Origin of the sequence: uncultured Bacteroides sp. (assembly GCF_902491285.1) — a bacterium.
Taxonomy (GTDB): domain Bacteria; phylum Bacteroidota; class Bacteroidia; order Bacteroidales; family Bacteroidaceae; genus Bacteroides.
The window spans coordinates 1-22,141 of the sequence record NZ_CABUHK010000051.1; the positions used below are offsets into that span (position 1 = coordinate 1).

Below are 22,141 nucleotides of genomic sequence, written 5' to 3' on the forward strand. Positions count from 1 at the left end.
CTCGTCACGCCGATGGTACTGCGTAACAGTGGGAGAGTAGGTAGCCGCCGTTTTTGAAGAGTCCCCTTGATTCATTAAGAGTCAAGGGGATTTCTGTTTTTATACACTTATACCGCTTCTCTATAACTTTCCAAAATAACATACTATGCTGTCCCATGAAACCGGATATAGATTAAAAAGGCTCAGTCCGATCGTTGAATAATAACGGCCGGACAACTTTTTAAATGTTTTTTAAGACATAAAATTGCTTTCTTAAAGAACAATCCTCTTTGTAGCTTGTTCTAATAATAGAGTTAAACTTTATAGTTTAAATGATGTGAACAACAACAAACGTACGCTTTTATTGCTTACATTTGTTGCCGGATATAAACAAGGACAATATAACAACTAAAATACAATGAAAGTTTCCCCGAAATTCATATTAGCTTTTTTTCTGCTGATGCTATCCTTTAGCATAAGTGGAATTGCCGGGAATTCATCTTCTTGTATTTCAGCTTGCGCTTCTTCTTGTCAATTCTCTGAAGCAACTTCCGTGACTAATCAAAGCTCGTCTGTCAATAGTCATTCTGTGGGCTATAATCACTCTCAGTCTTTGTCTATTTCGGACGTAGAATTGGGCTTTAAACCGATTACTGAATCAAATGCTAATAATTACCGTCTGCGTAGAATCATTGAAATAAATGACTCTTTAAAGGACATTATACATAAGTTCTTCTTGTTAAGAGAAAACTCACTTGTATTAGATCGAAGTAAATCTTATTATTCGGATAAGGATCCACATTATTCCATTATCTGCAGCGACTACTATGTGTTCGCTCTAAGACGTATCCTTATTTAGTATTTCTCCCGTTTTTACTCGTATTAATTTACTTTTCGTACTTCTGTATGAACTGTGCGCCTTTTTTGTGTGTTTAAAAAGTCGCAGGGTCTGTAGCGCAGTGTATCTAATCAATTGAAATTTTCTAAATAACTAAAATTAATATCTTAACAAAAAACTTATTATGGAAACTACTAAAAAAACTCAAGTTGTAGGTATAAAGAATGCCGGTATCGTAATTATCTGCTGTTTTATTCTAGCAGTGTGTATTTACCATTTCCTATTGGGAAATCCGTCCAACTTTATGAACAATGATCCGAACAACCATCCGTTGCCCGGAAACTTTCTGGGGACTATCTACAAAGGTGGTATTATTGTGCCTGTCATTCAGACACTGTTGTTGACCGTGCTCGCATTGAGTATCGAACGCTATTTTGCTCTCCGTTCTGCTTTCGGAAAAGGTTCATTAGCTAAATTCGTTGCCAATATCAAAGCTGCCCTGGCTGCCGGAGATATTAAGAAGGCACAGGAAATCTGTGACAAGCAACAGGGTTCTGTGGCTAATGTCGTCACTTCTACTTTACGCAAGTATGAAGAAATGGAAAAGAACACAGCTTTGCCTAAGGAACAAAAACTGCTGGCTATCCAAAAAGAACTGGAAGAAGCTACCGCACTGGAAATGCCTATGATGCAGCAGAATCTTCCGATTATCGCTACCATCACCACATTGGGTACATTGATGGGGCTGCTCGGTACTGTAATCGGTATGATCCGTTCGTTTGCCGCCCTGTCCGCCGGTGGTGGTGCCGACTCCATGGCCTTGTCGCAAGGTATTTCCGAGGCTTTGATTAACACTGCTTTCGGTATCTTGACCGGTGCTCTGGCTGTTATCTCTTACAACTACTACACTAACAAAATTGATAAACTGACTTACGGACTTGACGAGGTCGGATTCTCTATCGTGCAGACTTTTGCTGCTACTCACTAATTCTGCGAACCCTTTAAAATCTATTAATCATGGGTAGAGCGCAAATTAAAAAGAAAAGTACGTTCATAGATATGACTGCTATGAGTGACGTGACCGTATTGTTGCTGACTTTCTTTATGTTGACTTCAACATTTGTGAAGAAAGAACCGGTGCAGGTCAACACTCCGGCTTCCGTATCGGAAATTAAGATTCCGGAGACAAATGTGCTTCAGATTCTGGTAGATCCGGATGGGAAAATATTTATGAGCCTCGACAAACAGCAGGATATGCAGGCTGTTTTGGAGAGCATGGGGGAAGAGTATGGCATCAAGTTTACTCCCGAACAGGAGAAGCGGTTTACACTGGCTTCAACTTTCGGAGTGCCTATCAGAAGTATGCAGAAATACCTGGATCTGCCTGAAGAACAACGGGACAAGATTCTCAAAAATGAAGGGATTCCCTGCGATAGTACCGACAATCAGTTCAAGTCATGGGTGCGTAATGCACGTCTTGCCAATGCTGACTTGCGTATCGCTATCAAGGCGGATGCTTCGACTCCATACTCAGTGATAAAGAACGTTATGAACTCACTTCAGGATTTGCGGGAGAATCGGTATAATCTGATTACTTCTCTCAAAACGGAATCTGAAGAATAAAAAGGAGGAAACAGAATGAGTGCTGAAGTACAAGAGAGCGGCGGAAAAAACGGAAAGAGCAAGCAGAAGAAATTTGCCGTAAGGGTGGACTTTACCCCGATGGTGGATATGAATATGTTGCTGATTACTTTCTTCATGCTTTGTACCACCCTGAGCAAACCTCAGACGATGGAGATTAGCATGCCGAGCAATGACAAGAATATTACTGAACAACAGAAGAGTATGGTGAAGGCTTCGCAGGCAATTACATTATTGCTGGGAGCGGATAACAAGCTCTATTACTACGAAGGGGAACCGAATTACAAGGATTATACTTCGTTGAAAGAGACTAGTTACACTCCGGACGGAATACGTGCCGTACTTCTTCAGAAGAATGCGGCTGCCGTGAACAAAGTGAGGGCTTTGAAGCAGCAGAAGCTGGACCTGAAGATTTCAGAGGAGGAATACCGCAAGCAGGTTTCCGAAATTAAGAGCGGAAAAGACACGCCGACCGTGATTATCAAGGCGACGGATGATGCTTCTTATATGAATCTGATTGATGCGCTGGACGAAATGCAGATATGTAATATAGGTAAGTATGTGATTACGGACATTGCCGAGGCGGACGAGTTCTTGATTAAGAATTTCGATGCTAAGGGAGCATTGTCACAGAACCTTGCCGATAAATGATGTAACACCTAAAAAAGAAAAGTAAAATGGCAAAAATAGATTTAACTTCTTCGGAATGGTGTCAACTGATTTTTGAAGGCAAGAATCAAGCGTATGGCGCTTACAAGATGCGCGCCAATTCTACGAAACGGCACAATCTGGCAATGCTGGCTGTATTGGTCATCGCATTGATCGGGTTTACGATTCCTACGCTGGTGAAGTTGGCAACTCCGAAACAGAAAGAAGTAATGACGGAGGTCACTACTCTGTCGAAACTGGAAGAGCCGGAAATCAAACAGGAAGAGATGAAACGGGTGGAACCGGTAGCGCCTCCCCCGCCTGCATTGAAGAGTTCTATCAAGTTTACGGCTCCTGTCATCAAGAAGGATGAGGAGGTGCATGAGGATAATGAGATCAAGAGTCAGGAAGAGCTGACTTCTACGAAGGTGGCTATCTCCATTGCCGACGTGAAAGGTAATGACGAAGCCAACGGTAAGGATATCGCGGACTTGAAGCAGGTGGTGACACAGGCTGCACCGGAGCCGGAAAAGGTATTCGATATGGTAGAGCAGATGCCTGCTTTCCCCGGCGGACAACAGGAATTGATGTCTTATCTGGGCAAGAATATCAAATATCCGACTATCGCCCAGGAGAATGGAACGCAGGGGCGTGTCATCATTCAGTTTGTGGTGGAGCGCGACGGTTCTATCTCGGACGTGCGTGTCGCCCGTGGCGTGGATCCTTATCTGGATAAGGAAGCTGTACGCGTGGTGAAGAGTATGCCGAAGTGGATTCCGGGTAAGCAGAATGGTAAGGCGGTACGTGTGAAGTTCACCGTTCCGGTAATGTTCAGGTTACAATAGAAAGATGATGAAGAGACAATTTTGGCTGATAGGAATCGTTTTGCTGGCGGCATTAAGTGCTTGCCGCTCTAAATCGAAAGAGGGACCGACGGATACGTATTCGTCCGGTGTGATAGCTATTGCGGCGGATGAAAGTTTCGAGCCCATTGTACAGGAAGAAATCGATGTATTCGAGAGCCTGTATCCTTTGGCCGGGATTGTCCCTCGCTATACAACGGAAGTGGAAGCGATTAACTTACTTCTGAAAGACAGTGTCCGGTTGGCAATCGCAACCCGGACGCTGACTGAGGAAGAGATGAATTCGTTCCACAGCCGTAAGTTCTATCCCCGCGAGATTAAGTTGGCTACCGATGCACTGGCATTGATTGTGAATCGTGCGAATCCGGATTCTTTGTTGAGTGTACGGGACTTCCGCCGTATCCTGACGGGAGAAGCGAAAAACTGGAAACAGGTGAATCCCCGCTCCGGCTTGAAGGATATCCTGGTGGTATTCGACAATAAGAATTCGAGTACCGTACGCTTTGCTATGGATTCCGTTTGTGGCGGAAAACCGCTGGCTACGGAGAATGTGAGTGCCTTGAATACGAATCAGCAGGTGATAGATTTTGTAGCGGAGAATCCCGAAGCGATAGGTGTGATTGGGGTAAACTGGCTGGGCAACCGCAGTGATACTACCAATCTTTCTTTCAAGGAAGAAATCAGAGTGATGGCGGTGAGTGCCGAGGATGTGGCGACTCCCGAAAACAGTTATAAACCTTATCAGGCTTATCTGTATTATGGCAACTATCCGTTGGCGCGTCCGATTTACGCAATTCTGAATGATCCCCGCAATGGGCTGCCCTGGGGATTCACTTCTTTTATGACATCCGACAAGGGGCAGCGGATTATATTGAAATCCGGGCTTGTTCCGGCTACTCAGCCGGTGCGTATTGTCCATGTGAAAGACGAATAATAACTAAAATTAGAGACTATCATGAAACGAGTACAAATGTTTTTAGCTGGAGCGTTTATAGCAGTTGGGTCGCTCTACGCGCAATCGCCCGATGCCGAATGGCGGGCAGGCGTTGCAAAATTGAAGGAAACTATTCAGACGAACCCGGCACAGGCTGCCGAAGAAGCTGAACATCTGATAAAAGGAAAGAACAAGAAGAATGTGGAACTTCTGGTGGCTGTCGGTGATGCTTATCTGGATGCCGGCAAACTTACCGAAGCGCAGGAGTATGCTGCCCTTGCGAGGAAAGCGGATGGCAAGTCGGCTATGGCTTCCGTATTGGAAGGGGATATTGCCGTAAAACAGAAAAATGCGGGTCTTGCTTCTCAGAAGTATGAAGAGGCTATTTACTTCGACCCGAAATGTGCGGATGCTTATCTGAAGTATGCGGATATTTATAAGTCGGCGAGCGCAAGCCTTGCCATCGAAAAGCTGAACCAGTTGAAAGCACTGGAACCGTCCAACACGGCAGTAGACAAAAAACTGGCAGAGATTTATTATTTAAAGAATGATTTCAGTAAAGCAGCGGACGCCTATTCGCGTTTTGCTACGGGGCCGGCTGCGACTGAAGAGGATTTGGTGAAATATGCGTTTGCCTTATTCCTGAACCATGATTTTGCGAAGTCGCTCGAAGTGGCTGACATGGGTTTGCAGAAGAATCCCCGTCATGCTGCGTTCAACCGGCTGGCAATGTATAATTATACTGACCTGAAACGTTTTGACGAAGCGATAAAGGCTGCGGATGTCTTCTTTAATGAGTGCGACAAGGCCGACTATTCTTATTTGGATTATATGTATTACGGGCATTTGCTGGAGAATTTGAAGAAGTATGACGATGCAGTAGTACAATACGAAAAGGCGGTTGAAATGGATCCGACAAAGACGGATTTGTACAAGAATATCTCTGCTGCTTACGAGCAGAAGAATGATTATAAGAAAGCGATCAGCGCTTACCAAAAATATTATTCGTCTCTTGATAAAGAAAAACAAACTCCGGATTTACAATTCCAGTTTGGCAGGCTTTATTATGGAGCGGGTACACAACCTGATTCGTTAACCATCACTGTAGAAGAGCGTAAACAGGCTTTGGCATCTGCCGATTCTGTTTTCCAGGTTATCGCAGTGGCGGCACCGGACAGCTATCTGGGCAATTTCTGGCGGGCACGTGCCAATTCCGCACTTGACCCCGAAACGACTCAGGGACTGGCGAAGCCTTTCTATGAGGAAGTGGCTGCTTTATTGGAAAGTAAAAACGATCCCCATTACAATGCTGCCCTGGTGGAATGTTACAGTTATCTCGGATATTATTATCTGTTGGCTATCGAAAACCCGGCATTGAAAGCTGAAGCGAAAGCGAACAAGGATACATCACGGGAATACTGGAGCAAAATTTTGGCTATAGACCCCGCTAATGCTACTGCTAAAAGGGCATTGGACGGCATCAAATAGTGAATAATTTTAGTTGTTTGTCGTGACAGGAGGAGTGGAGAGTGATCTTAGCTTCTCCTTTTTTTGTACTTTTTTCAGCTTTTCTATTGCTTTATTCAAAAGATTGTCTACTTTTGCAGTGTACTATTATACTAATACACTAGAATTAACTAATTCATTAAACAAAAGTACTATGATTGCAGTAGAAAATCTTTCATTTGCTTATCGTAAATCGAAGCGTGAGGTGCTCCGGGACTTCTCTCTTTCTTTTGAGTCTGGCAGGGTATATGGACTGCTGGGGAAGAATGGTGCCGGAAAGTCCACTCTTCTTTATTTGATGTCCGGGTTGTTGACGCCTAAAAGCGGCAGGGTGATGTTCCATGATACGGACGTTCGTCGCCGGTTGCCGGTCACTTTGCAGGATATGTTTCTGGTTCCGGAGGAATTTGAATTGCCTTCGGTCTCTTTGGTCAGCTATGTGGAGCTGAACAGTCCTTTCTATCCTCGTTTTAGTAAGGAGGAGATGATTAAGTATCTTCATTGTTTTGAGATGAATATTGATATTGATCTCGGATCGCTGTCTATGGGACAGAAGAAGAAAGTTTTCATGAGTTTCGCGCTTGCTACGAATACTTCGTTTTTGTTGATGGACGAACCGACCAATGGTTTGGACATTCCCGGAAAAAGCCAGTTCCGCAAATTTATCGCATCGGGTATGTCGGATGATAAGACGATTGTGATTTCCACGCATCAGGTACGTGATATAGATAAGGTGCTCGACCATGTGCTGATTATGGATGAGAGTCGTGTGCTGTTGGATGAATCGACAAGTTCTATCTGCGACAGACTTTACTTTGTGGAGAGTGACGACCGCGAACTGGCGAAGAGTGCTCTCTTTGCGATTCCTACCATTCAAGGTAACCATCTGATACTTCCCAATGTAGAGAAAGAAGAATCGGAGATTAACCTGGAACTTCTGTTTAATGCTACGTTGGCTGCTCCTGAAGAGATAGCCCGATTGTTTCACGCTCAAAAATAAAAGACGATGATAAAAGATACTTTTTTCAGTTTGCCTCGTTTTATGAATCTTTGCCGCAAGGAGATGGTGGAGAGTTGGAAATCGAATGTGCTTCGTATTGTGTTGCTTTATGGAGTGATGGCGGTGGTGGTAATTTGGAATGGATATTTTGAATATAGGCATGACTATGAAAGTTCGAATGACCCGGCATGGTCATTTCTTTTGGTTGTGTTTATTTGGTCTTTATGGGTATTCGGCTGTTTGAGTGCTTCGTTCACGATGGAGAAGATGAAAACAAAAACGAGTCGCATGTCTACATTAATGACCCCGGTAACTCCTTTTGAGAGATTCTTTTCACGCTGGTTTGTGTTTACGGTGGTATTCCTGGTGGTTTTTCTGATTACCTATAAATTGGCGGACTATACGCGGGTGATGGTTTATTCGCTGGCTTATCCTGAAAAGGACTTTATAGCTCCTGTTGATTTGTCTCATTTGGTCGGCAAGGGAAAACGTTATTATACATTGTGCAGGACAGGATGGGAGTTCGGAGCATTGATAGCCGGATATTTCTTCGTTCAATCTTTATTTATATTAGGTAGTACTATATGGCCTAAAAACTCATTCTTGAAAACATTTGCATCGGGAATGGGTATTGGGATAGTTTATTTCTTGGTGGGGGCTTTTATGAGTAAAATGTTGTTGCAGAGTAATATGAATTATTCTTTCCCGGGTAATATTATAATGTCTGATGAAGCTATATGGGGATTATTTATTGCTGTCTGCATATTCTTTACTCTGTTTAACTGGATACTTGCTTATTTCCGTTTCAAGGAGTCTGAAATTATTAACCGAATGTAATCCTTAGCTTATGAATTTTAAAGAAAGTAAAGCCATTTATTTACAAATTGCAGATAGGATCTGTGATGAGATATTGCTGGGACAATATCCGGAAGAAGAACGCGTTCCTTCTGTCAGGGAATATGCTGCTATTGTAGAGGTGAATGCCAACACGGTGATGCGTTCTTTCGATTATCTCCAGGTACAGAATATTATTTATAATAAACGCGGTATAGGGTATTTTGTAGCATTGGGAGCTAAGGAATTGATTCGTTCTCTTCGCAAAGAAATCTTTTTGAAAGAAGAGTTGGACTATTTTTTTCGCCAGTTATATACACTGGATATTCCGATGAAGGAGATAGAAGCGATGTATCGTGAGTTTATAAAAAAGCAGAAATAAAAAACGAAATATTATGAAACGTACTACTTATATATTAATAGGTCTTATCGTCTCCGGGTTGATTATTATTGTTGTCTCTATTGCTTTAGTGGCTACAACCGGGAAATCATACAAACAAAATGGCCTTTTTGTAGGAGGAGATGAACGGGTAGAAATGGATTTGGACAATGTACATGCAGTGAAGATGTTTATTAACCGGGATAAGGATGGTGAAGATAGGTGGATTTATGTGAATGGTGATGTGACAGTGACAAGCTCTTCTACGGCAGGAGAAAGAAAGATTGTTTATCCAAAGAATCAGTATCTAAAAGTAAGCCAGGTAAATGATACGTTACTGATGGAACTTGATTTTAATAATGGTAATATTCCTGCCAAGTTTCGTGATAGAGACAATATTTATGCGGTAGGGATGGATGTACAGTTGTCTGTGGATTCGTTAAGCAGTCTTCTTTTTTATACGCAAGGTTTAAAGATGAACTTGAAGGAGGTAAAAATGGATTCTTTGTTTGTACATGTGCTTCATCAGGAAGTATTGCTTGATTCTTGCCAGTTCCGTTCTTTTAGTATTGATGGAGAAGATTTGAGATTTAAGGCAAAGGATAGTAAGATTGAAAATTTCTATCTGAACCTGAATAGTACATGGAACTGGAAGATTGAAAGTTGCGAAATAGGTACAGAGTATCTTAGAGGTACTAAAAAACATCATAACGCCTTACAGGTAGGAGAATGCAACCGTGTTGTATGGACTCCATTGGATAAAGATGCCCAATTACAAATGACGCTTCGGGAGAAAGCGGAAATAATAGTGAATCCGTAATAGAAACTAGACATGGCTAGACAGAAAAGGAGCAAAATGAAATAGATTCATTATTGCTCCTTTTTATATATCGGTTGTAATGTTACAGCGCTTTGGTCAGGGTGAAGCAGTCAATGTCCGGTGCCCAGTTATAGCTGTTTCCCATGCGGATGGTATTATATCCTGCTTTCAATTCTACAGGAATGGAGATTTGATTGTGTGTTTCGTCTTCTCCCAATGAATTGATTTTTGTGATAATGCCGTTGACGTCTACTTCCAATTGTCGTCCTTTGCCGAATGAATAGTAAATGGTCATGTTGTAACGTCCGCCGTCTCCACTGTACACTTCGCGCCATTCAGCATAGTTTTCCGGTTGTCCGCCGAGGAATCCCACTTTCATTTTGCCGGATGCTTCCTTGTCGTTGGTGTAAATAATGCCTTTCGGGTTCTTGCCTAAGTCGTTGAAAAGAGGTAGGTATGCCCATTCTGCTTCATACAATGTCGGTTCCAGGCGCGTTTCGCCTTCCATACGAAGGAACATGGCACTGTGTGCGGGCAGAGTCTGTTCAAAGTTGCCGTAGAAACTGCCTAAATCGCTATGCTTTACTAAATCACGAACTTTCACGTTCCCAGCAAATTCCAGGGAAGAGAATGGAACGGAGAAACTGCATACTGTATCGGAGGGATTGTATAATGCCACAGCGCGTACATTGCCACGTTTCTGTTCGATGTCTTTCACCAGTACATAGCCGTCGTTTTCGTGTTGTGCTACATAAGCCTGCAATCCCAGCGGGTCTTGGTTGAGCGCAATCAATTCTTTGTTTTTCAGCAATTCGAGAGAAGATTCCGGCAGGTTTTCCAGATTGCAGCCGATAAGCAAAGGCGAGCTCATGATACACCACAGACCGAAATGTGCTTCTTCTTCTGCCGGGGTAAGTCCTTTCCCGCCTACTTTGCTGTCGTCGCGAAATCCGATTACCATCATGTCCATATCATTGTAGTGTCCGTTTCCGGCATAGGCGGACAGGTAGAGATTCTTTCCGACTACATATTTCAGTGAGTTCCAATGTGCATTAATATCTCCGCTGATACGCCAGGAAGTTGCCACGTCTTTCGCCCAAGTGCCGGGGAAAGCCCATCGGCAGATATTCACGGAAACGTCCTTGTTTACCTTGTCTATGCTGTTGCGGATAGAGGTATAGCGTTCTTGCTCTTCCAGTCCCAGTACATCTCCGCCGCAATAGTCTATTTTGATAAAGTCGAATCCCCAGTCGCCGAAGTATAATTGGGCGTCCTGCGGCTCATGCCCGTAAATGCCTGCGCCTACTCCTGCTGCGTCATTGTCCCAGATGGAGCCGCAGGTGTTGTTGCCTGCATCGGTATAGATGCCGGCTTTCATTCCCAGTCCGTGTATGTGGTCGGCTATTGGTTTCATGCCGTTCGGGAAACGTTTCTCGTTGGTCTGCATGACTCCGTTGTCATCCCGTCTGCCGAAGAAACCGTCGTCTACATTGATGTAGTGGTAGCCTGCGTCCTTCAAGCCTTTTTCTACCATAAGGTCGGCCTGGTGTTTAATAATGTCTTCGCTGATATCTACTCGGAAAGCATTCCATGAACTCCATCCCATGATAGGCGGAGTGATTGTCTTCTCATTCTCAGAATGAGTCACTTGAGTCTTTGTGCAACTGAAACAAAGCAGGAAGAGGGCGGTTGCCGTCAAAATGCAGAATCTGTTTTTCATGATATAATAGGTTGATAGATTTGAGTCCGGCTGTCCCGATTTCGTCCCGGCAGCTTGAAAATAATAAAGGGTAACTTGCTGTATTCCAGAAAGCTACCCTTTGTCTTGTCGGAATGAGGCGACTCGAACGCCCGACCCCTACGTCCCGAACGTAGTGCGCTACCAACTGCGCTACATTCCGATTGCTTAAGAAGTGGTGCCACCAGGAATCGGATATTTAAAGTTTTTTATTTCTAAGTCCCTGATAAACAGCACTAAATCTTATATCGTTAAAATCAAAACCATTGAATTAGCCATATTCCTAATTTCAATTATTTCAATCTTTATCGCTGTCATTTTTTTGACGGTGCAAAGATATGGAAAAGGTTCGATTCCTCCAAATACTATTGGGATAAAATTACAGAAAACTTTCTAATGTATTCATTTATACTGGAATTTCTATACTGTCGGCTTTTAAAAAACTTTAGTCTGTTTTCATCCAGTAGTTTTATAATATCCTTCTTTTTATATAGTATCCTGCCGTAACCTGTCATGTCCGTTCTACTACAAGGAAAAATGTCATGATGTAATATTGGTAAGATATGATTTATCGCATCGAAATCGGAAGAGTCATAAGCAATAGTTAAATTGTTAATATTATTAAGAGATAGAGCTTTGTTTCTCATATTTTTTATCTTTGTCTCGTAATAAACTTGAAATCTAATGAAAAAGATAAAAATTTTCTCCTTGTTTGTGTGTTTAGCTATGCTGGTAGTCGCTTGTCATAATGGCGATGATGAAAGAGAATCTTATTACGTTCAGTGCTTAGTTTATATAGCAGATGACAATTTTCTTCGTAGCTTTGTCACAGAGGGCTATTGGGTGAAAATGACAGAGGGGATACAGTCTGTGGAAGATAAATTTTATAATGTGTTATGTTGTCGGATGGGATGAGACAGGTTGGCGATAATTATTATTTCAATATTCTTTAGAAGATAGGATTCTAACTTTTTGTGAAGATGGTATGAAGAATAAGCAATCCTTATATAAATGGTTATATGAGACATATGAGAACGATTTGTTTTCATACGGCATTGCTTTTGGCATTAGTAAAGAACTTTTGGAAGATGCCATTCAGGATGTCTTTTTGTATTTATATGAACGTGAGCATAAACTTTTGGAAAGTCAGAATATGAAGTTCTATCTGTTGAACTGCTTAAAAAACCGAATTCGGACCATTAAGAAAAAAGAAATGAATACCGAATTCCTGGAAGAAGGTTCTGACAACTATAGTTTCCTTATTGAAGTGAACGGCTTTGAACTCATAAATGAAGAAAAAGAAAGAGCTGCTATGCAAAAACAGTTGAAAAAAATGCTGGATAGCCTTACAGACCGACAACGGGAGGCTGTATACCTTCGTTATACCCAAGGACTTAGCTATGAAGAAATCGGGAAATTGATGGGAATACAACCTAAAGCAGCGCAAAAATTAGTGTATCGGGCTATCGAACAAATGCGTAAAATTCAGCCTCAAATTATTTATTTTTTTCTTTTCGGTTATTTTCTTTAATTTTCATGGGGGTATTTTTGTTCTTTGCGTGTTTTTAAAGTGAAACAATAAAAAGAACGCGTATGCATTCAGAACGAATACCTGAATCGACAAAACAATGGCTACAAAATGAAGACTTCATATTGTGGTGTCTGGCTCCTACCCAGGAATCGGAAGAATGGTGGGGTAATTATCAAAAAGAGCATCCCGAAGATCAGGCATCCTTACAGGAAGCCCGCAAAATTATGTTGTCTGCCCGGTTGAATCCGGTTCAGCGGTTACCCGAAGAATCAGAAAGATTATGGACGCGTATAGAGACAAGCATGGAGCGTCGTGATAAGAGGCACCGTTTTATCTTATTTACCCGTTATGCTGCCGCTTGTGTACTATTATTAGGTATTGTTTCTTTCTGGTTGCTCCATTCTTTTCGGATGTCCGGAACTGATGATGATTTGCTTGTTAATGTGAAAGCAGATACTCTGTATCAGAAAGTAATGCTGATAAGAGATGATGCGGAAGCGATTCAGATAGAGGATAATGCCGTCATTACTTATGATGGTGATATTACTATTCAATCCGATGGTAAGGAAACGGAGATAATCAAAGAGGGAGAGGCTCAATCCGGAAAACAAAATACATTGTTAGTTCCTTATGGCAGCCATACATCCATTGTATTGGCAGACGGGTCGAAAGTATGGATTAATTCGGGAAGTAAATTACGTTTCCCCTCTTCTTTTGCTCCGGACGAACGGAGGATAAAAGTAGAAGGAGAGATTTATATAGAAGTTGCCAAAGATACTTCCCGGCCTTTTTATGTAGAGACACCCCAACTGACGGTTAATGTATTGGGAACAAAGTTTAATGTGTCTGCCTATGCTGATGATGCATTGCAGTCTGTTGTGTTGGTAGAAGGAAAAGTAAATGTAAAAGCAAACTTCAATGAAGATTTTGTCCTTTTGCCTAATCAGCGTTTTAAGTTGAGTGGTGGAATATCCGGCATTGATGAAGTAAATGCTTACGATTATATTTCATGGAAAGATGGTGTGCTTCAGTTCCGGGGTGAGACAATGAAAGATATCATCCAACGGTTAAGTCGTTACTATAATGTAACTATAACATGTACGCCGGAAGTTGCGCAAAAGTGTACAATGGGAAAACTTATTTTATTTGATGATATAGAACAAGTCATGAAAACCTTCTCGTTGCTGTACGATGTCAAGTATACAATTGAAGCGGGAAGTATAAAAATCGAGTAATAACCCCAAAAATTTAATGCTTATGAATAAACTACAGAAATGAAGCCTTTGTAAAAAAGAAGTTCGGAAGAGAGGCAACTCTTCCGAACCCGTGAGATTTAAATTTTTCAATTACTTATGAAAAACCTAAAAATTGATACGCAAAAATATGGAAAATTCCTATTACAATCATGCAAATAGGGTATATTTTCTTTGTAAATCATATCTGTTTGTGAAATTCTTTGTTATTTTTCTATTTATGGCGAATGTAACTCTCGCTAATGGAAATAGAACGAGCGAACTTTATGATATAAAGAAAGGGACTCTACTGGAATATTTGAAAGATATAGAGAAAGCAACAGGCTACGTTTTCATCTATTCAAAAGACATCCGACCTAGTTTAAATCAAGTTGTCAGTGTAGACCTATCCAGGAAGAAGACAATCACAGAAAAATTGTCAGCCTTATTTGAAAAAACAAATCTGGTATATGAAATAAATGGAAAACAGATTGTTGTAAAGAGAAAAGCGGCAGTGAAAAAGAATCTTTCTTCACACCAGCAGGAACCTCGGAGAATAACCGGTACTATTACCGATACAAAAGGAGAACCGATTATCGGTGCCAATATCAAGGAAGTCGGTACATTTAACGGTGTAATTTCCGATATAAACGGGCGTTTTGCCTTATCTGTAAAACCGAATGCGGTTTTGGAAATCAGTTATATCGGTTATGTCACGGCGACAGTACCTGTAAAAGACAATAAAGTACTTTCTATTGAGATAAAAGAAGCCGAGCAAAGTCTGGAGGAGGTCGTTATTGTCGGTTACGGAAAGCAGAAGAAAGAAAGTGTGACAGCATCTATCGCTTCTATTTCGAGGAAAGAATTGGTACAGACACAACAATCCAATATTAGTAACATGCTGGTAGGACGAATGCCGGGATTGATTGCTTTTCAAAGAAGTGGTGCTCCAGGCGAAGACGCTTCCAGTCTGTTAATTAGAGGTGTCAGTACATTTACAGACAACACGGCTCCTTTGATAATGATCGATGGCATCGAACGAACTAACTTTGATGGTATAGATCCGAATGAAATTGAATCATTGAACATACTTAAAGATGCTTCGGCAACAGCGATCTATGGAGTAAAGGGAGCTAACGGCGTCGTATTAATTACTACCCGTAAAGGGGAAAGAGGCCGTCCTCGGTTGAGTTATTCGGGTAATTTTGCTTTGCAGCAAGCAACTCAGCTCCCCAGTTATCTGAATAGTGCTGATTATGCAACTTTATACAATGAAGCTTTAGAAAATGACTCCCGGGTTTCGGGGTCTACCTACCAACCGAAATTCACGGATAAAGATATTGAATTGTACAGAAATGGCTTTGATCCAATCTTGCATCCGAACACTAACTGGATAGATGATTTCCTTAGAACGTTTTCTACCCGCACCCAACACAACATCAACCTTTCGGGTGGTACAGAACGTGTGAAATACTTTATATCAGGAAGCTATTTCGATCAGACCGGTATCTATAAACATACCAAGATAGATTCGGATCATGACGTGAATCCCCGTAATACCCGTTATAACTTCAGAACTAATTTTGATTTTCAGATAACGCGGGACTTTTCGGCAACCGTTCAAATGGCTGCTCAGATAGGCAGGGTAATTACTCCAGGTTCCGGTAACAGTGGAATTTGGCAAGCTATTTCTTTTGCCAATCCTTTGAGCTCTCCGGGATTGGTGGACAATAAAATTGTCCGCATACAGGATGGTCTGGGAAGCGTCAATCCCTGGCAAACCTTATTGAGCAACGGCTATCAGAAAGATAACAGGAATAACGTCAATACAACGTTACGTCTGAATTATGATTTATCATCTTTGACCAAAGGTTTGTCTGTACACGGGAGTATCGCGTATGATAGCTATTATTATAGCCGTAAGAAATATTCGAAAACCTTTCCTTACTATTTTGCGCGCCGTGATACGGAAGATCCGGATTATATCTATCTGATCCCCCAATCAGAAGAGAGTATCTGGTCCGTAAGTACCGGATGGGACAAGAACCGGAAAGTATATATGGAGTTCGGAATTGATTATAATAGAACTTTCGGGCTTCATAAAACGACAGCGCTTATTCTGTATAATCAGAGTAAATACTATTCTCCCTCCCTTCAATATTATGTACCTAATGCTTATCAAGGGCTGGTAGGACGATTGACCTATGAATATGCCTCCCGTTATTTGGCAGAATTCAATATGGGATACAACGGAACCGAGAATTTTGCCAAAGGTAAACGGTTCGGATTTTTTCCAGCTGTTTCACTAGGTTGGGTCGTCAGTGAAGAAAAGTTTTTTCCGAAAAACAATATCGTTAAATATTTAAAGGTGAGAGGCTCCTACGGAGAGGTAGGAAACGATCAGATAGGTGGTGATCGATTTTTGTATCTACCGTCTTCTTATGGAACAGCGACTGATTCGGGTGTGAACAAGTATAATTTCGGTTTGGCTTCCAATCCGTATACTTCACTGATGATTGTTGAAAATAAAATCGGCAATCCTGAGCTGACTTGGGAAAAAGCGAAAAAGATGAATGCCGGTGTAGATATTAATCTGTTCAATAACTGTCTGACAGCTTCATTTGATATATTTAAAGAAAAACGAAATAATATTTTAGCCAACAGATCAACATCCCCCATGATCATAGGTGCTAATCTTCCTGCATATAATTTTGGAGAAATGGAAAATCGCGGTTGGGAAATGGACCTTAATTTTAGACATCATATACAAGATTTCCATTATTGGGCACGCTTCAATTATTCATTTGCAAGGAATGAAATCATATACATGGATGAAGTGCAGAAGAGATATGATTATCAGATGAGTACCGGGAGAAGAAAGAACCAGTTTTTTGGACTGATCTTTGACGGATACTATAACTCGTGGGAAGAAATCAATGCATTGGACCGTCCTAAAAGTTCATGGAGCGGGAATCAGTTGCAACCGGGAGACGTCAAATATGTAGACGTCAATCAGGATGGAGTGATTGATGATTACGACATGGTTCCGATAGGATATACTCCCGTACCGGAGATTATTTACGGTTTCTCATTCGGAGCGCAATATAAAGGATTTGATTTTTCCATCTTATTTCAGGGAGCCGACAATGTATCCATTAAATATTTCGGTCGGTCAATGTGGCCCTTCGCGAAAGGAGAGGAGAGTGCGAAATCTTTGATAAAAGAACGTTGGACACAGGAACGGTATGAGGCGGGAGAAAAGATAACCTTTCCTCGTTTGTCTCTGAATCCTAACGGAGAAACCGATCACAACTATCGTCCTTCTACTCTTTGGATACGGGATGCCAGTTATTTGCGATTGAAAAACCTCGAAGTGGGATATACATTTACCGGAGGTTTTGTCAAACGACTTAACCTGAATAGTGTAAGATTTTATTTCAACGGTTCCAATTTATTTACGTGGACAGATGTGGTAGATCTTGACCCCGAAGCACCTTCGAGAAGCGGGAATGTTGAAATCAATACATATCCGTTGCAGAAAGTATATAATATTGGTCTTAATATAAATTTTTGATAATCATGAAAAGAATAACATATATATGTGCAATACTTCTGTCGTCTGTATTGATGTTTTCGTGTAGTGACTATTTGGAAGCTCCGCCCTCTGTCGATTTAGATGAAGACGGTGTCTTTGCCGACAGGACTTTGACAGAACAATACATAACGGGCATTTATGCAGAGGGTATGCCGTTGGGATTCTCGATGGGAAGTAGCGGGATCGACCGTAAACTGTGTGCAACCTCAACCTTGGCAGGTGCGTGTGATGAAGCTGAACAAGGTGCAAACTGGGGGAAAGGCAATGCTTCGTGGAACGTGGACAATCATAACAACAGCAGCATAGACTGGGATGAAGACCCCCGTCACAACACCCGTTGGCAGACATTGCGAAAATGCAATATCGTGCTTGAACGTATTGATGAAGTGCCCGATGATCCGGGAGACATTGATTTTAAGAAACGTTCCAAAGGCGAAGCCTATTTTATGCGAGCTTTGGTCTTTTGGGAAGGAGTATATAGATATGGTGGACTGCCTATAATACACCGTAGGATAAATCCGTCGGAAGATGGTAAACTACCCCGGAACACTTTTTCCGATTGTGTAGATTCTATTCTTATCGATTGTGACCGGGCTGCTTCCATATTACCGGATTATTATACGAATTCGATATTAGTGGGACGGGCAAACAGGATAGCCGCCTTAGCCCTTAAATCCAGAGTACTCCTGTATGCGGCGAGTCCCTTGTTCAATACCGATGATCCGTATCTTCCTTTTAGCGGAAATAATGACCTGATAGGATATGGAAACTATAGTAAAGAACGCTGGAATGAGGCTGTCAAAGCAGCCAAGGCGGCTATTACTGCTGTAGAGTCTTCAGGTTATTACGACTTGTACGATGAGGGAATACCTGAAACAAATTACGAACATGTGTGGACTGCTCCCGATAACAAAGAAATTATCTTGGCCAACAAGAAATACCGGAATTTCACAACAAGTAGCCATCCCATAACGAGCAATATACCGGCATGGGCAGGAAGTAGTTGGAGCGATGGCGGGCTTTTTGCAACCTTTAATTTTGTGCGTTTCTATGAGAAAAAAGACGGGAACCAACAAACATGGAATATGGATGGTGGCGATGATCTGCTTGAAAAGTACGATGAACTGGATCCTCGTTTTGCGCAAACCATTGCAGCGCATGGAGCTAACTGGAATACAGAAATTGGAATTCTTAATTTTCTGCCTGGTGGAGCTCACAATGTAGCCTATGATAAAACGAAACACCTGGTTCGCAAATGGGTACCTCGCGTACTAAGAGCAACGGCTCCGCGCAACTCCACTAACATGGACTGGATTGTTTTCCGGGTAGCCGAACTCTATCTGAATTATGCGGAAGCTTTGAATGAATATTATGAAACTCCCCCGAAAGAAGCATTCGATGCAGTCCTGAAAGTTCGTGAACGCTCCGGAATGCCAGGGTTTCCTTCCACTTTGAATAAAGAGCAATTCAGGGAGAAACTGCGAAGGGAACGAGCCGTGGAACTGGCTTATGAAGATCATCGTTTTTGGGATATAAGACGTTGGCTGATAGCCGATGATGAAGGTGTAATGAAAGGTGCTATGTATGGATTGCAGCTCTCCGCTGTTACAGGAGCACCGGATAAAGTACATTACAAACCTTATGTCTTTGAAAACAGATTATGGAGTGACCGTTCTTATTTACATCCTATCAAGCAGACCGAAATAGATAAAGGGTATATGCTTCAGAATCCGGGATGGTAAATATGTTCAATCAACTAAAAATAAAAGGTATGACAATAATAAACAGTATATACAAAGGGAAGCGTTATGCTATACTTTTGACTACTATTCTCACTTTTTATGCTCCCGTTTTGTTTGCTCAACACATAGTTGACTCTGCATTTGTAGAAGTTGCCTATGGACAACAACCGGAATGGAGGCGAACAAGTGCCATTTCTTCTATACATGGAGAAGATCTGATGAAAACCACTTCCGCAAGTTTGGGAAACAGTCTGCAAGGACAGCTTCCCGGACTAACATTGATGCAACAAAGCGGAGAACCCGGCTATGATTTCTCTATTGCGAATCTCTACCTCCGGGGACGTACATCCTATGCAAACGGACAAAAGATGCTGGTATATGTTGACGGTTTCGAAGCCCCGATTGAAAGTCTGTCAACTGCGGAAATCGAGTCTGTAACATTATTGAAAGACGCTTCGGCTTTGGCTTTGTATGGTATGCGTGGTGCAAATGGTGTTTTATTGGTGACTACCAAGAAAGGATGCGTTTCTGCTCCGCAAGTCAGTATCCGTTTGCAAACGGGAATACAACAACCGTTGGGTGTTCCCGATCCTATCAATGCGTATGATTATGCCACCTTATACAATCAGGCGCGTATGAATGACGGATTGCCCCGCTTATACACTCCAGAGGAATTGAATGCCTATCAGAACAATACCGATCCTTACTTTTACCCCAATGTCAATTGGAAAAAGGCCATATTGAATAATACAGCTCCTTTAAGTATGGCTGATTTAAGTTTTAAAGGAGGGGGAGATGTTGTGCAATACTATGTAATGATGAATCTTTTGCAGAACATCGGTTTCTACAAAAATACCGATAAAAAACGCAGGGAGAACTCGAATGCCTATTATGCGAGCTTTAATTTCAGGTCTAATTTGAATATTCAGATAAGCAAACACCTGTCTACCGGCCTTAATTTTAGCGGGAATGTGGGTAATCGCTCTATTCCCGGAGGCAGTAGTTCTGCCAACGGACTTTTGGGAGCGATATGGAGAACAGCACCGAATGCATTTCCGGTGTACAACCCTGACGGATCGTATGGAGGAAATGCCGCTTTTACTAACCCGGTCGGTAATATCGTCAGCAGAGGACTTTATAAAGAAAACAGTCGGACTTTCCAGTTGATTTTTATGCCTAAATACGACTTGGAGAAACTGACAAAGGGATTAAGTGTGAGTGCCGGTATTGCTTACAATAACTACATGGCGGATTCATCTATAAAGGATCAGAATTATGCCCGTTATTCTCTTTCTAAAGGAGCAGGGGGAGAGGTGTTATATACACCTTACGGTGCTGATTCTCCTTTGGAATCCGATGAAGGATTCCGTACAGACTGGAGTCGTCTGAACTTTAAGGCACAGGTGGATTATGATCGCATTTTCAAGCAACATCAACTCACTGCCAGTATCTTTTTCCTGTCTGATTTATATCAGAAATATGGAAGTCGTGATGACATTAAATACTTGAATTATGCGGGGCGGATAACTTACTCTTACAATCAAAAATACATAGGAGAATTTGCGGCTTCATATACAGGTTGTGATGATTATGCTCCCGGAAAAAGATATGGGTTCTTTCCCGCTTTCTCCGTCGGATGGATATTGTCGAAAGAAAACTTCATGAAAGATATTAATTGGGTTGAATATTTGAAGCTAAGAGCATCTATCGGACTGGTTGGAAACAATCAGAATGAGAATGGACGTTATCTGTTCGACCAGACTTATAGTAGTAACGGCTCTTATTTTTTAGGCACAGGATCGTCATCAACAGGCGGGTTTCGTGCAAATATGATTGCCAATCCCGATATTAGTTGGGAGAAGGAGCGTGTATTCAATATTGGAATGGATGCAGTTTTACTGAGAGGTCTGTCGGTAGAATTTGATTATTTCCATAAAGAAAGATATGATATCTTGTCGCAGCCGTATTCCACCATTCCCGGATTTGTTGGAGCCTCTTATGGCGACATATTGCCTTATATGAATGTAGGAAAAGTAAAGAATCAAGGTTTCGAGGGTACAATCAGGTACGAAAGCAGCCTTAAAGACAACTTTAACTATTACGTTGAAACATCAGCGTGGTATGCAAAGAACGAAATTGTCGATATGGCGGAAGAAGTGAAACTCTACGATTATCAATATCGTAAAGGGCATTCCGTGAATACTCCTTTCGTGCTTGTTGCTGACGGACTGTATCAAGAGAGTGATTTCGATTCGAATGGAAGTTTGAAATCACATTTACCGGTACCACAGTTTGGAGAAATAAAACCTGGTGATATAAAATATATTGATAAAAATGGTGATGGGGTAATCGATTCCAATGATTCCTATCCTGTGGGATATTCTAATATTCCGGAGTGGAATTATGCTTTGAAAATAGGCTTTGAATGGAAAGGAGTAGATGTTGAGGCTTTATTCCATGGCGTTGCTAATAGAGACATCTATTTGAGCGGGCCGTTGGCTTATTCCTTTACCGACAATGGCTCCGCTTCAAAGCTGGCACTTGACAGTTGGACACCGGAGAATCCCAATGCTTCTTATCCCCGTTTGTCTACCCGGACGTTTGAAAACAATTACCGGACATCTACATATTGGAAGAGAAACGGGAACTACTTCAGAATGAAGAATATCCGGATTGGATATACCTTCCCCCAGTCAATAGCAAGAGCGTTAAAGCTGTCCGGACTGTATGTATATGCTAACGCAAACAATCTTCTTACCGTGAGTCATCTTGACGGATTGGCCGACCCGGAAAGCAGTTCTTTGATTACATATCCATTGACACGTTCCTACAATTTGGGAATAAAAATTGATTTTTAATAG

At 41.8% G+C, this 22,141-nt stretch carries 18 protein-coding genes and 1 tRNA gene; 17 read left to right on the forward strand and 2 right to left on the reverse strand.

What is annotated here, in order from left to right; translation table 11 throughout:
• Nucleotides 1-397 precede the first annotated feature (397 nt).
• From RDN93_RS13695 to RDN93_RS13745, 11 genes are all read left to right on the forward strand, one after another.
• Nucleotides 398-838 (forward strand): hypothetical protein, encoded by a 441-nt coding sequence (locus tag RDN93_RS13695; protein ID WP_308746025.1) that lies wholly within the window; start codon nt 398-400, stop codon nt 836-838.
• 163 nt (nt 839-1,001) lie between these two features.
• On the forward strand, nt 1,002-1,805 hold the full coding sequence (locus RDN93_RS13700; protein ID WP_308746026.1) for a MotA/TolQ/ExbB proton channel family protein: 804 nt from the start codon (nt 1,002-1,004) through the stop codon (nt 1,803-1,805).
• Nucleotides 1,806-1,834: 29 nt separating this feature from the next.
• Entirely contained in the window at nt 1,835-2,440 is a 606-nt protein-coding gene (locus tag RDN93_RS13705; protein ID WP_308746027.1) for a biopolymer transporter ExbD, read from the forward strand.
• 15 nt (nt 2,441-2,455) lie between these two features.
• Nucleotides 2,456-3,109, forward strand: a complete 654-nt coding sequence (locus tag RDN93_RS13710) for a biopolymer transporter ExbD (RefSeq protein WP_308746028.1) — start codon at nt 2,456-2,458, stop codon at nt 3,107-3,109.
• A gap of 26 nt (nt 3,110-3,135) precedes the next feature.
• Nucleotides 3,136-3,951 carry a TonB family protein gene (locus RDN93_RS13715; protein ID WP_308746029.1) on the forward strand — a complete coding sequence of 272 codons (816 nt, stop codon included), beginning with the start codon at nt 3,136-3,138 and terminating at the stop codon, nt 3,949-3,951.
• A 4-nt stretch (nt 3,952-3,955) separates the two neighbouring features.
• Nucleotides 3,956-4,903, forward strand: a complete 948-nt coding sequence (locus RDN93_RS13720) for a substrate-binding domain-containing protein (protein WP_308746030.1) — start codon at nt 3,956-3,958, stop codon at nt 4,901-4,903.
• Between the two features lie 21 nt (nt 4,904-4,924).
• The gene (locus RDN93_RS13725) at nt 4,925-6,391 is read left to right on the forward strand and encodes a tetratricopeptide repeat protein (RefSeq protein ID WP_308746031.1); all 1,467 of its coding nucleotides are present in this window, start codon (nt 4,925-4,927) and stop codon (nt 6,389-6,391) included.
• A 172-nt stretch (nt 6,392-6,563) separates the two neighbouring features.
• Nucleotides 6,564-7,409 carry an ATP-binding cassette domain-containing protein gene (locus tag RDN93_RS13730; protein ID WP_308746032.1) on the forward strand — a complete coding sequence of 282 codons (846 nt, stop codon included), beginning with the start codon at nt 6,564-6,566 and terminating at the stop codon, nt 7,407-7,409.
• 6 nt (nt 7,410-7,415) lie between these two features.
• Nucleotides 7,416-8,246: a hypothetical protein gene (locus RDN93_RS13735; protein ID WP_308746033.1), complete on the forward strand. Its 831-nt coding sequence runs from the start codon at nt 7,416-7,418 to the stop codon at nt 8,244-8,246.
• Between the two features lie 10 nt (nt 8,247-8,256).
• Nucleotides 8,257-8,625 carry a GntR family transcriptional regulator gene (locus RDN93_RS13740; RefSeq protein ID WP_308746034.1) on the forward strand — a complete coding sequence of 123 codons (369 nt, stop codon included), beginning with the start codon at nt 8,257-8,259 and terminating at the stop codon, nt 8,623-8,625.
• A gap of 13 nt (nt 8,626-8,638) precedes the next feature.
• On the forward strand, nt 8,639-9,442 hold the full coding sequence (locus RDN93_RS13745) for a hypothetical protein (RefSeq protein ID WP_308746035.1): 804 nt from the start codon (nt 8,639-8,641) through the stop codon (nt 9,440-9,442).
• An 82-nt stretch (nt 9,443-9,524) separates the two neighbouring features.
• Here the strand turns inward: RDN93_RS13745 and RDN93_RS13750 are convergent, their stop codons facing one another.
• Together RDN93_RS13750 and RDN93_RS13755 are read right to left on the reverse strand one after the other, a co-directional pair.
• A complete protein-coding gene (locus RDN93_RS13750; RefSeq protein WP_308746036.1) occupies nt 9,525-11,162 on the reverse strand; it encodes an alpha-galactosidase in 1,638 nt (545 codons plus the stop codon).
• Between the two features lie 108 nt (nt 11,163-11,270).
• Nucleotides 11,271-11,343, reverse strand: a tRNA-Pro gene (locus RDN93_RS13755).
• A gap of 521 nt (nt 11,344-11,864) precedes the next feature.
• Here RDN93_RS13755 and RDN93_RS13760 point away from each other — a divergent pair.
• The 6 genes from RDN93_RS13760 to RDN93_RS13785 all read left to right on the forward strand — a co-directional run bounded on the left by RDN93_RS13760 (nt 11,865) and on the right by RDN93_RS13785 (nt 22,138).
• Nucleotides 11,865-12,095: a hypothetical protein gene (locus RDN93_RS13760; protein ID WP_308746037.1), complete on the forward strand. Its 231-nt coding sequence runs from the start codon at nt 11,865-11,867 to the stop codon at nt 12,093-12,095.
• A gap of 70 nt (nt 12,096-12,165) precedes the next feature.
• Nucleotides 12,166-12,711: a sigma-70 family RNA polymerase sigma factor gene (locus RDN93_RS13765; protein ID WP_308746038.1), complete on the forward strand. Its 546-nt coding sequence runs from the start codon at nt 12,166-12,168 to the stop codon at nt 12,709-12,711.
• Between the two features lie 62 nt (nt 12,712-12,773).
• On the forward strand, nt 12,774-13,946 hold the full coding sequence (locus RDN93_RS13770; protein WP_308746039.1) for a FecR domain-containing protein: 1,173 nt from the start codon (nt 12,774-12,776) through the stop codon (nt 13,944-13,946).
• A 148-nt stretch (nt 13,947-14,094) separates the two neighbouring features.
• Nucleotides 14,095-17,517: a TonB-dependent receptor gene (locus tag RDN93_RS13775; protein WP_308746040.1), complete on the forward strand. Its 3,423-nt coding sequence runs from the start codon at nt 14,095-14,097 to the stop codon at nt 17,515-17,517.
• A gap of 5 nt (nt 17,518-17,522) precedes the next feature.
• Nucleotides 17,523-19,280 carry a RagB/SusD family nutrient uptake outer membrane protein gene (locus RDN93_RS13780; RefSeq protein ID WP_308746041.1) on the forward strand — a complete coding sequence of 586 codons (1,758 nt, stop codon included), beginning with the start codon at nt 17,523-17,525 and terminating at the stop codon, nt 19,278-19,280.
• Between the two features lie 29 nt (nt 19,281-19,309).
• Entirely contained in the window at nt 19,310-22,138 is a 2,829-nt protein-coding gene (locus RDN93_RS13785) for a SusC/RagA family TonB-linked outer membrane protein (RefSeq protein ID WP_308746042.1), read from the forward strand.
• Nucleotides 22,139-22,141: the final 3 nt, after the last annotated feature.

What these genes read in the sequence shown, in the direction of transcription:
- RDN93_RS13740 (WP_308746034.1), top strand. Translation starts at nt 8,257, where the DNA reads ATGAATTTTAAAGAAAGTAAAGCCATTTATTTACAAATTGCAGATAGG.
- RDN93_RS13725 (WP_308746031.1), top strand. Translation starts at nt 4,925, where the DNA reads ATGAAACGAGTACAAATGTTTTTAGCTGGAGCGTTTATAGCAGTTGGG.
- RDN93_RS13780 (WP_308746041.1), top strand. Translation starts at nt 17,523, where the DNA reads ATGAAAAGAATAACATATATATGTGCAATACTTCTGTCGTCTGTATTG.
- RDN93_RS13750 (WP_308746036.1), bottom strand. Translation starts at nt 11,162, where the DNA reads ATGAAAAACAGATTCTGCATTTTGACGGCAACCGCCCTCTTCCTGCTT.
- RDN93_RS13760 (WP_308746037.1), top strand. Translation starts at nt 11,865, where the DNA reads ATGAAAAAGATAAAAATTTTCTCCTTGTTTGTGTGTTTAGCTATGCTG.
- RDN93_RS13735 (WP_308746033.1), top strand. Translation starts at nt 7,416, where the DNA reads ATGATAAAAGATACTTTTTTCAGTTTGCCTCGTTTTATGAATCTTTGC.
- RDN93_RS13765 (WP_308746038.1), top strand. Translation starts at nt 12,166, where the DNA reads ATGAAGAATAAGCAATCCTTATATAAATGGTTATATGAGACATATGAG.
- RDN93_RS13730 (WP_308746032.1), top strand. Translation starts at nt 6,564, where the DNA reads ATGATTGCAGTAGAAAATCTTTCATTTGCTTATCGTAAATCGAAGCGT.
- RDN93_RS13710 (WP_308746028.1), top strand. Translation starts at nt 2,456, where the DNA reads ATGAGTGCTGAAGTACAAGAGAGCGGCGGAAAAAACGGAAAGAGCAAG.
- RDN93_RS13745 (WP_308746035.1), top strand. Translation starts at nt 8,639, where the DNA reads ATGAAACGTACTACTTATATATTAATAGGTCTTATCGTCTCCGGGTTG.
- RDN93_RS13695 (WP_308746025.1), top strand. Translation starts at nt 398, where the DNA reads ATGAAAGTTTCCCCGAAATTCATATTAGCTTTTTTTCTGCTGATGCTA.
- RDN93_RS13705 (WP_308746027.1), top strand. Translation starts at nt 1,835, where the DNA reads ATGGGTAGAGCGCAAATTAAAAAGAAAAGTACGTTCATAGATATGACT.
- RDN93_RS13700 (WP_308746026.1), top strand. Translation starts at nt 1,002, where the DNA reads ATGGAAACTACTAAAAAAACTCAAGTTGTAGGTATAAAGAATGCCGGT.
- RDN93_RS13775 (WP_308746040.1), top strand. Translation starts at nt 14,095, where the DNA reads ATGGAAAATTCCTATTACAATCATGCAAATAGGGTATATTTTCTTTGT.
- RDN93_RS13720 (WP_308746030.1), top strand. Translation starts at nt 3,956, where the DNA reads ATGATGAAGAGACAATTTTGGCTGATAGGAATCGTTTTGCTGGCGGCA.
- RDN93_RS13770 (WP_308746039.1), top strand. Translation starts at nt 12,774, where the DNA reads ATGCATTCAGAACGAATACCTGAATCGACAAAACAATGGCTACAAAAT.
- RDN93_RS13785 (WP_308746042.1), top strand. Translation starts at nt 19,310, where the DNA reads ATGACAATAATAAACAGTATATACAAAGGGAAGCGTTATGCTATACTT.
- RDN93_RS13715 (WP_308746029.1), top strand. Translation starts at nt 3,136, where the DNA reads ATGGCAAAAATAGATTTAACTTCTTCGGAATGGTGTCAACTGATTTTT.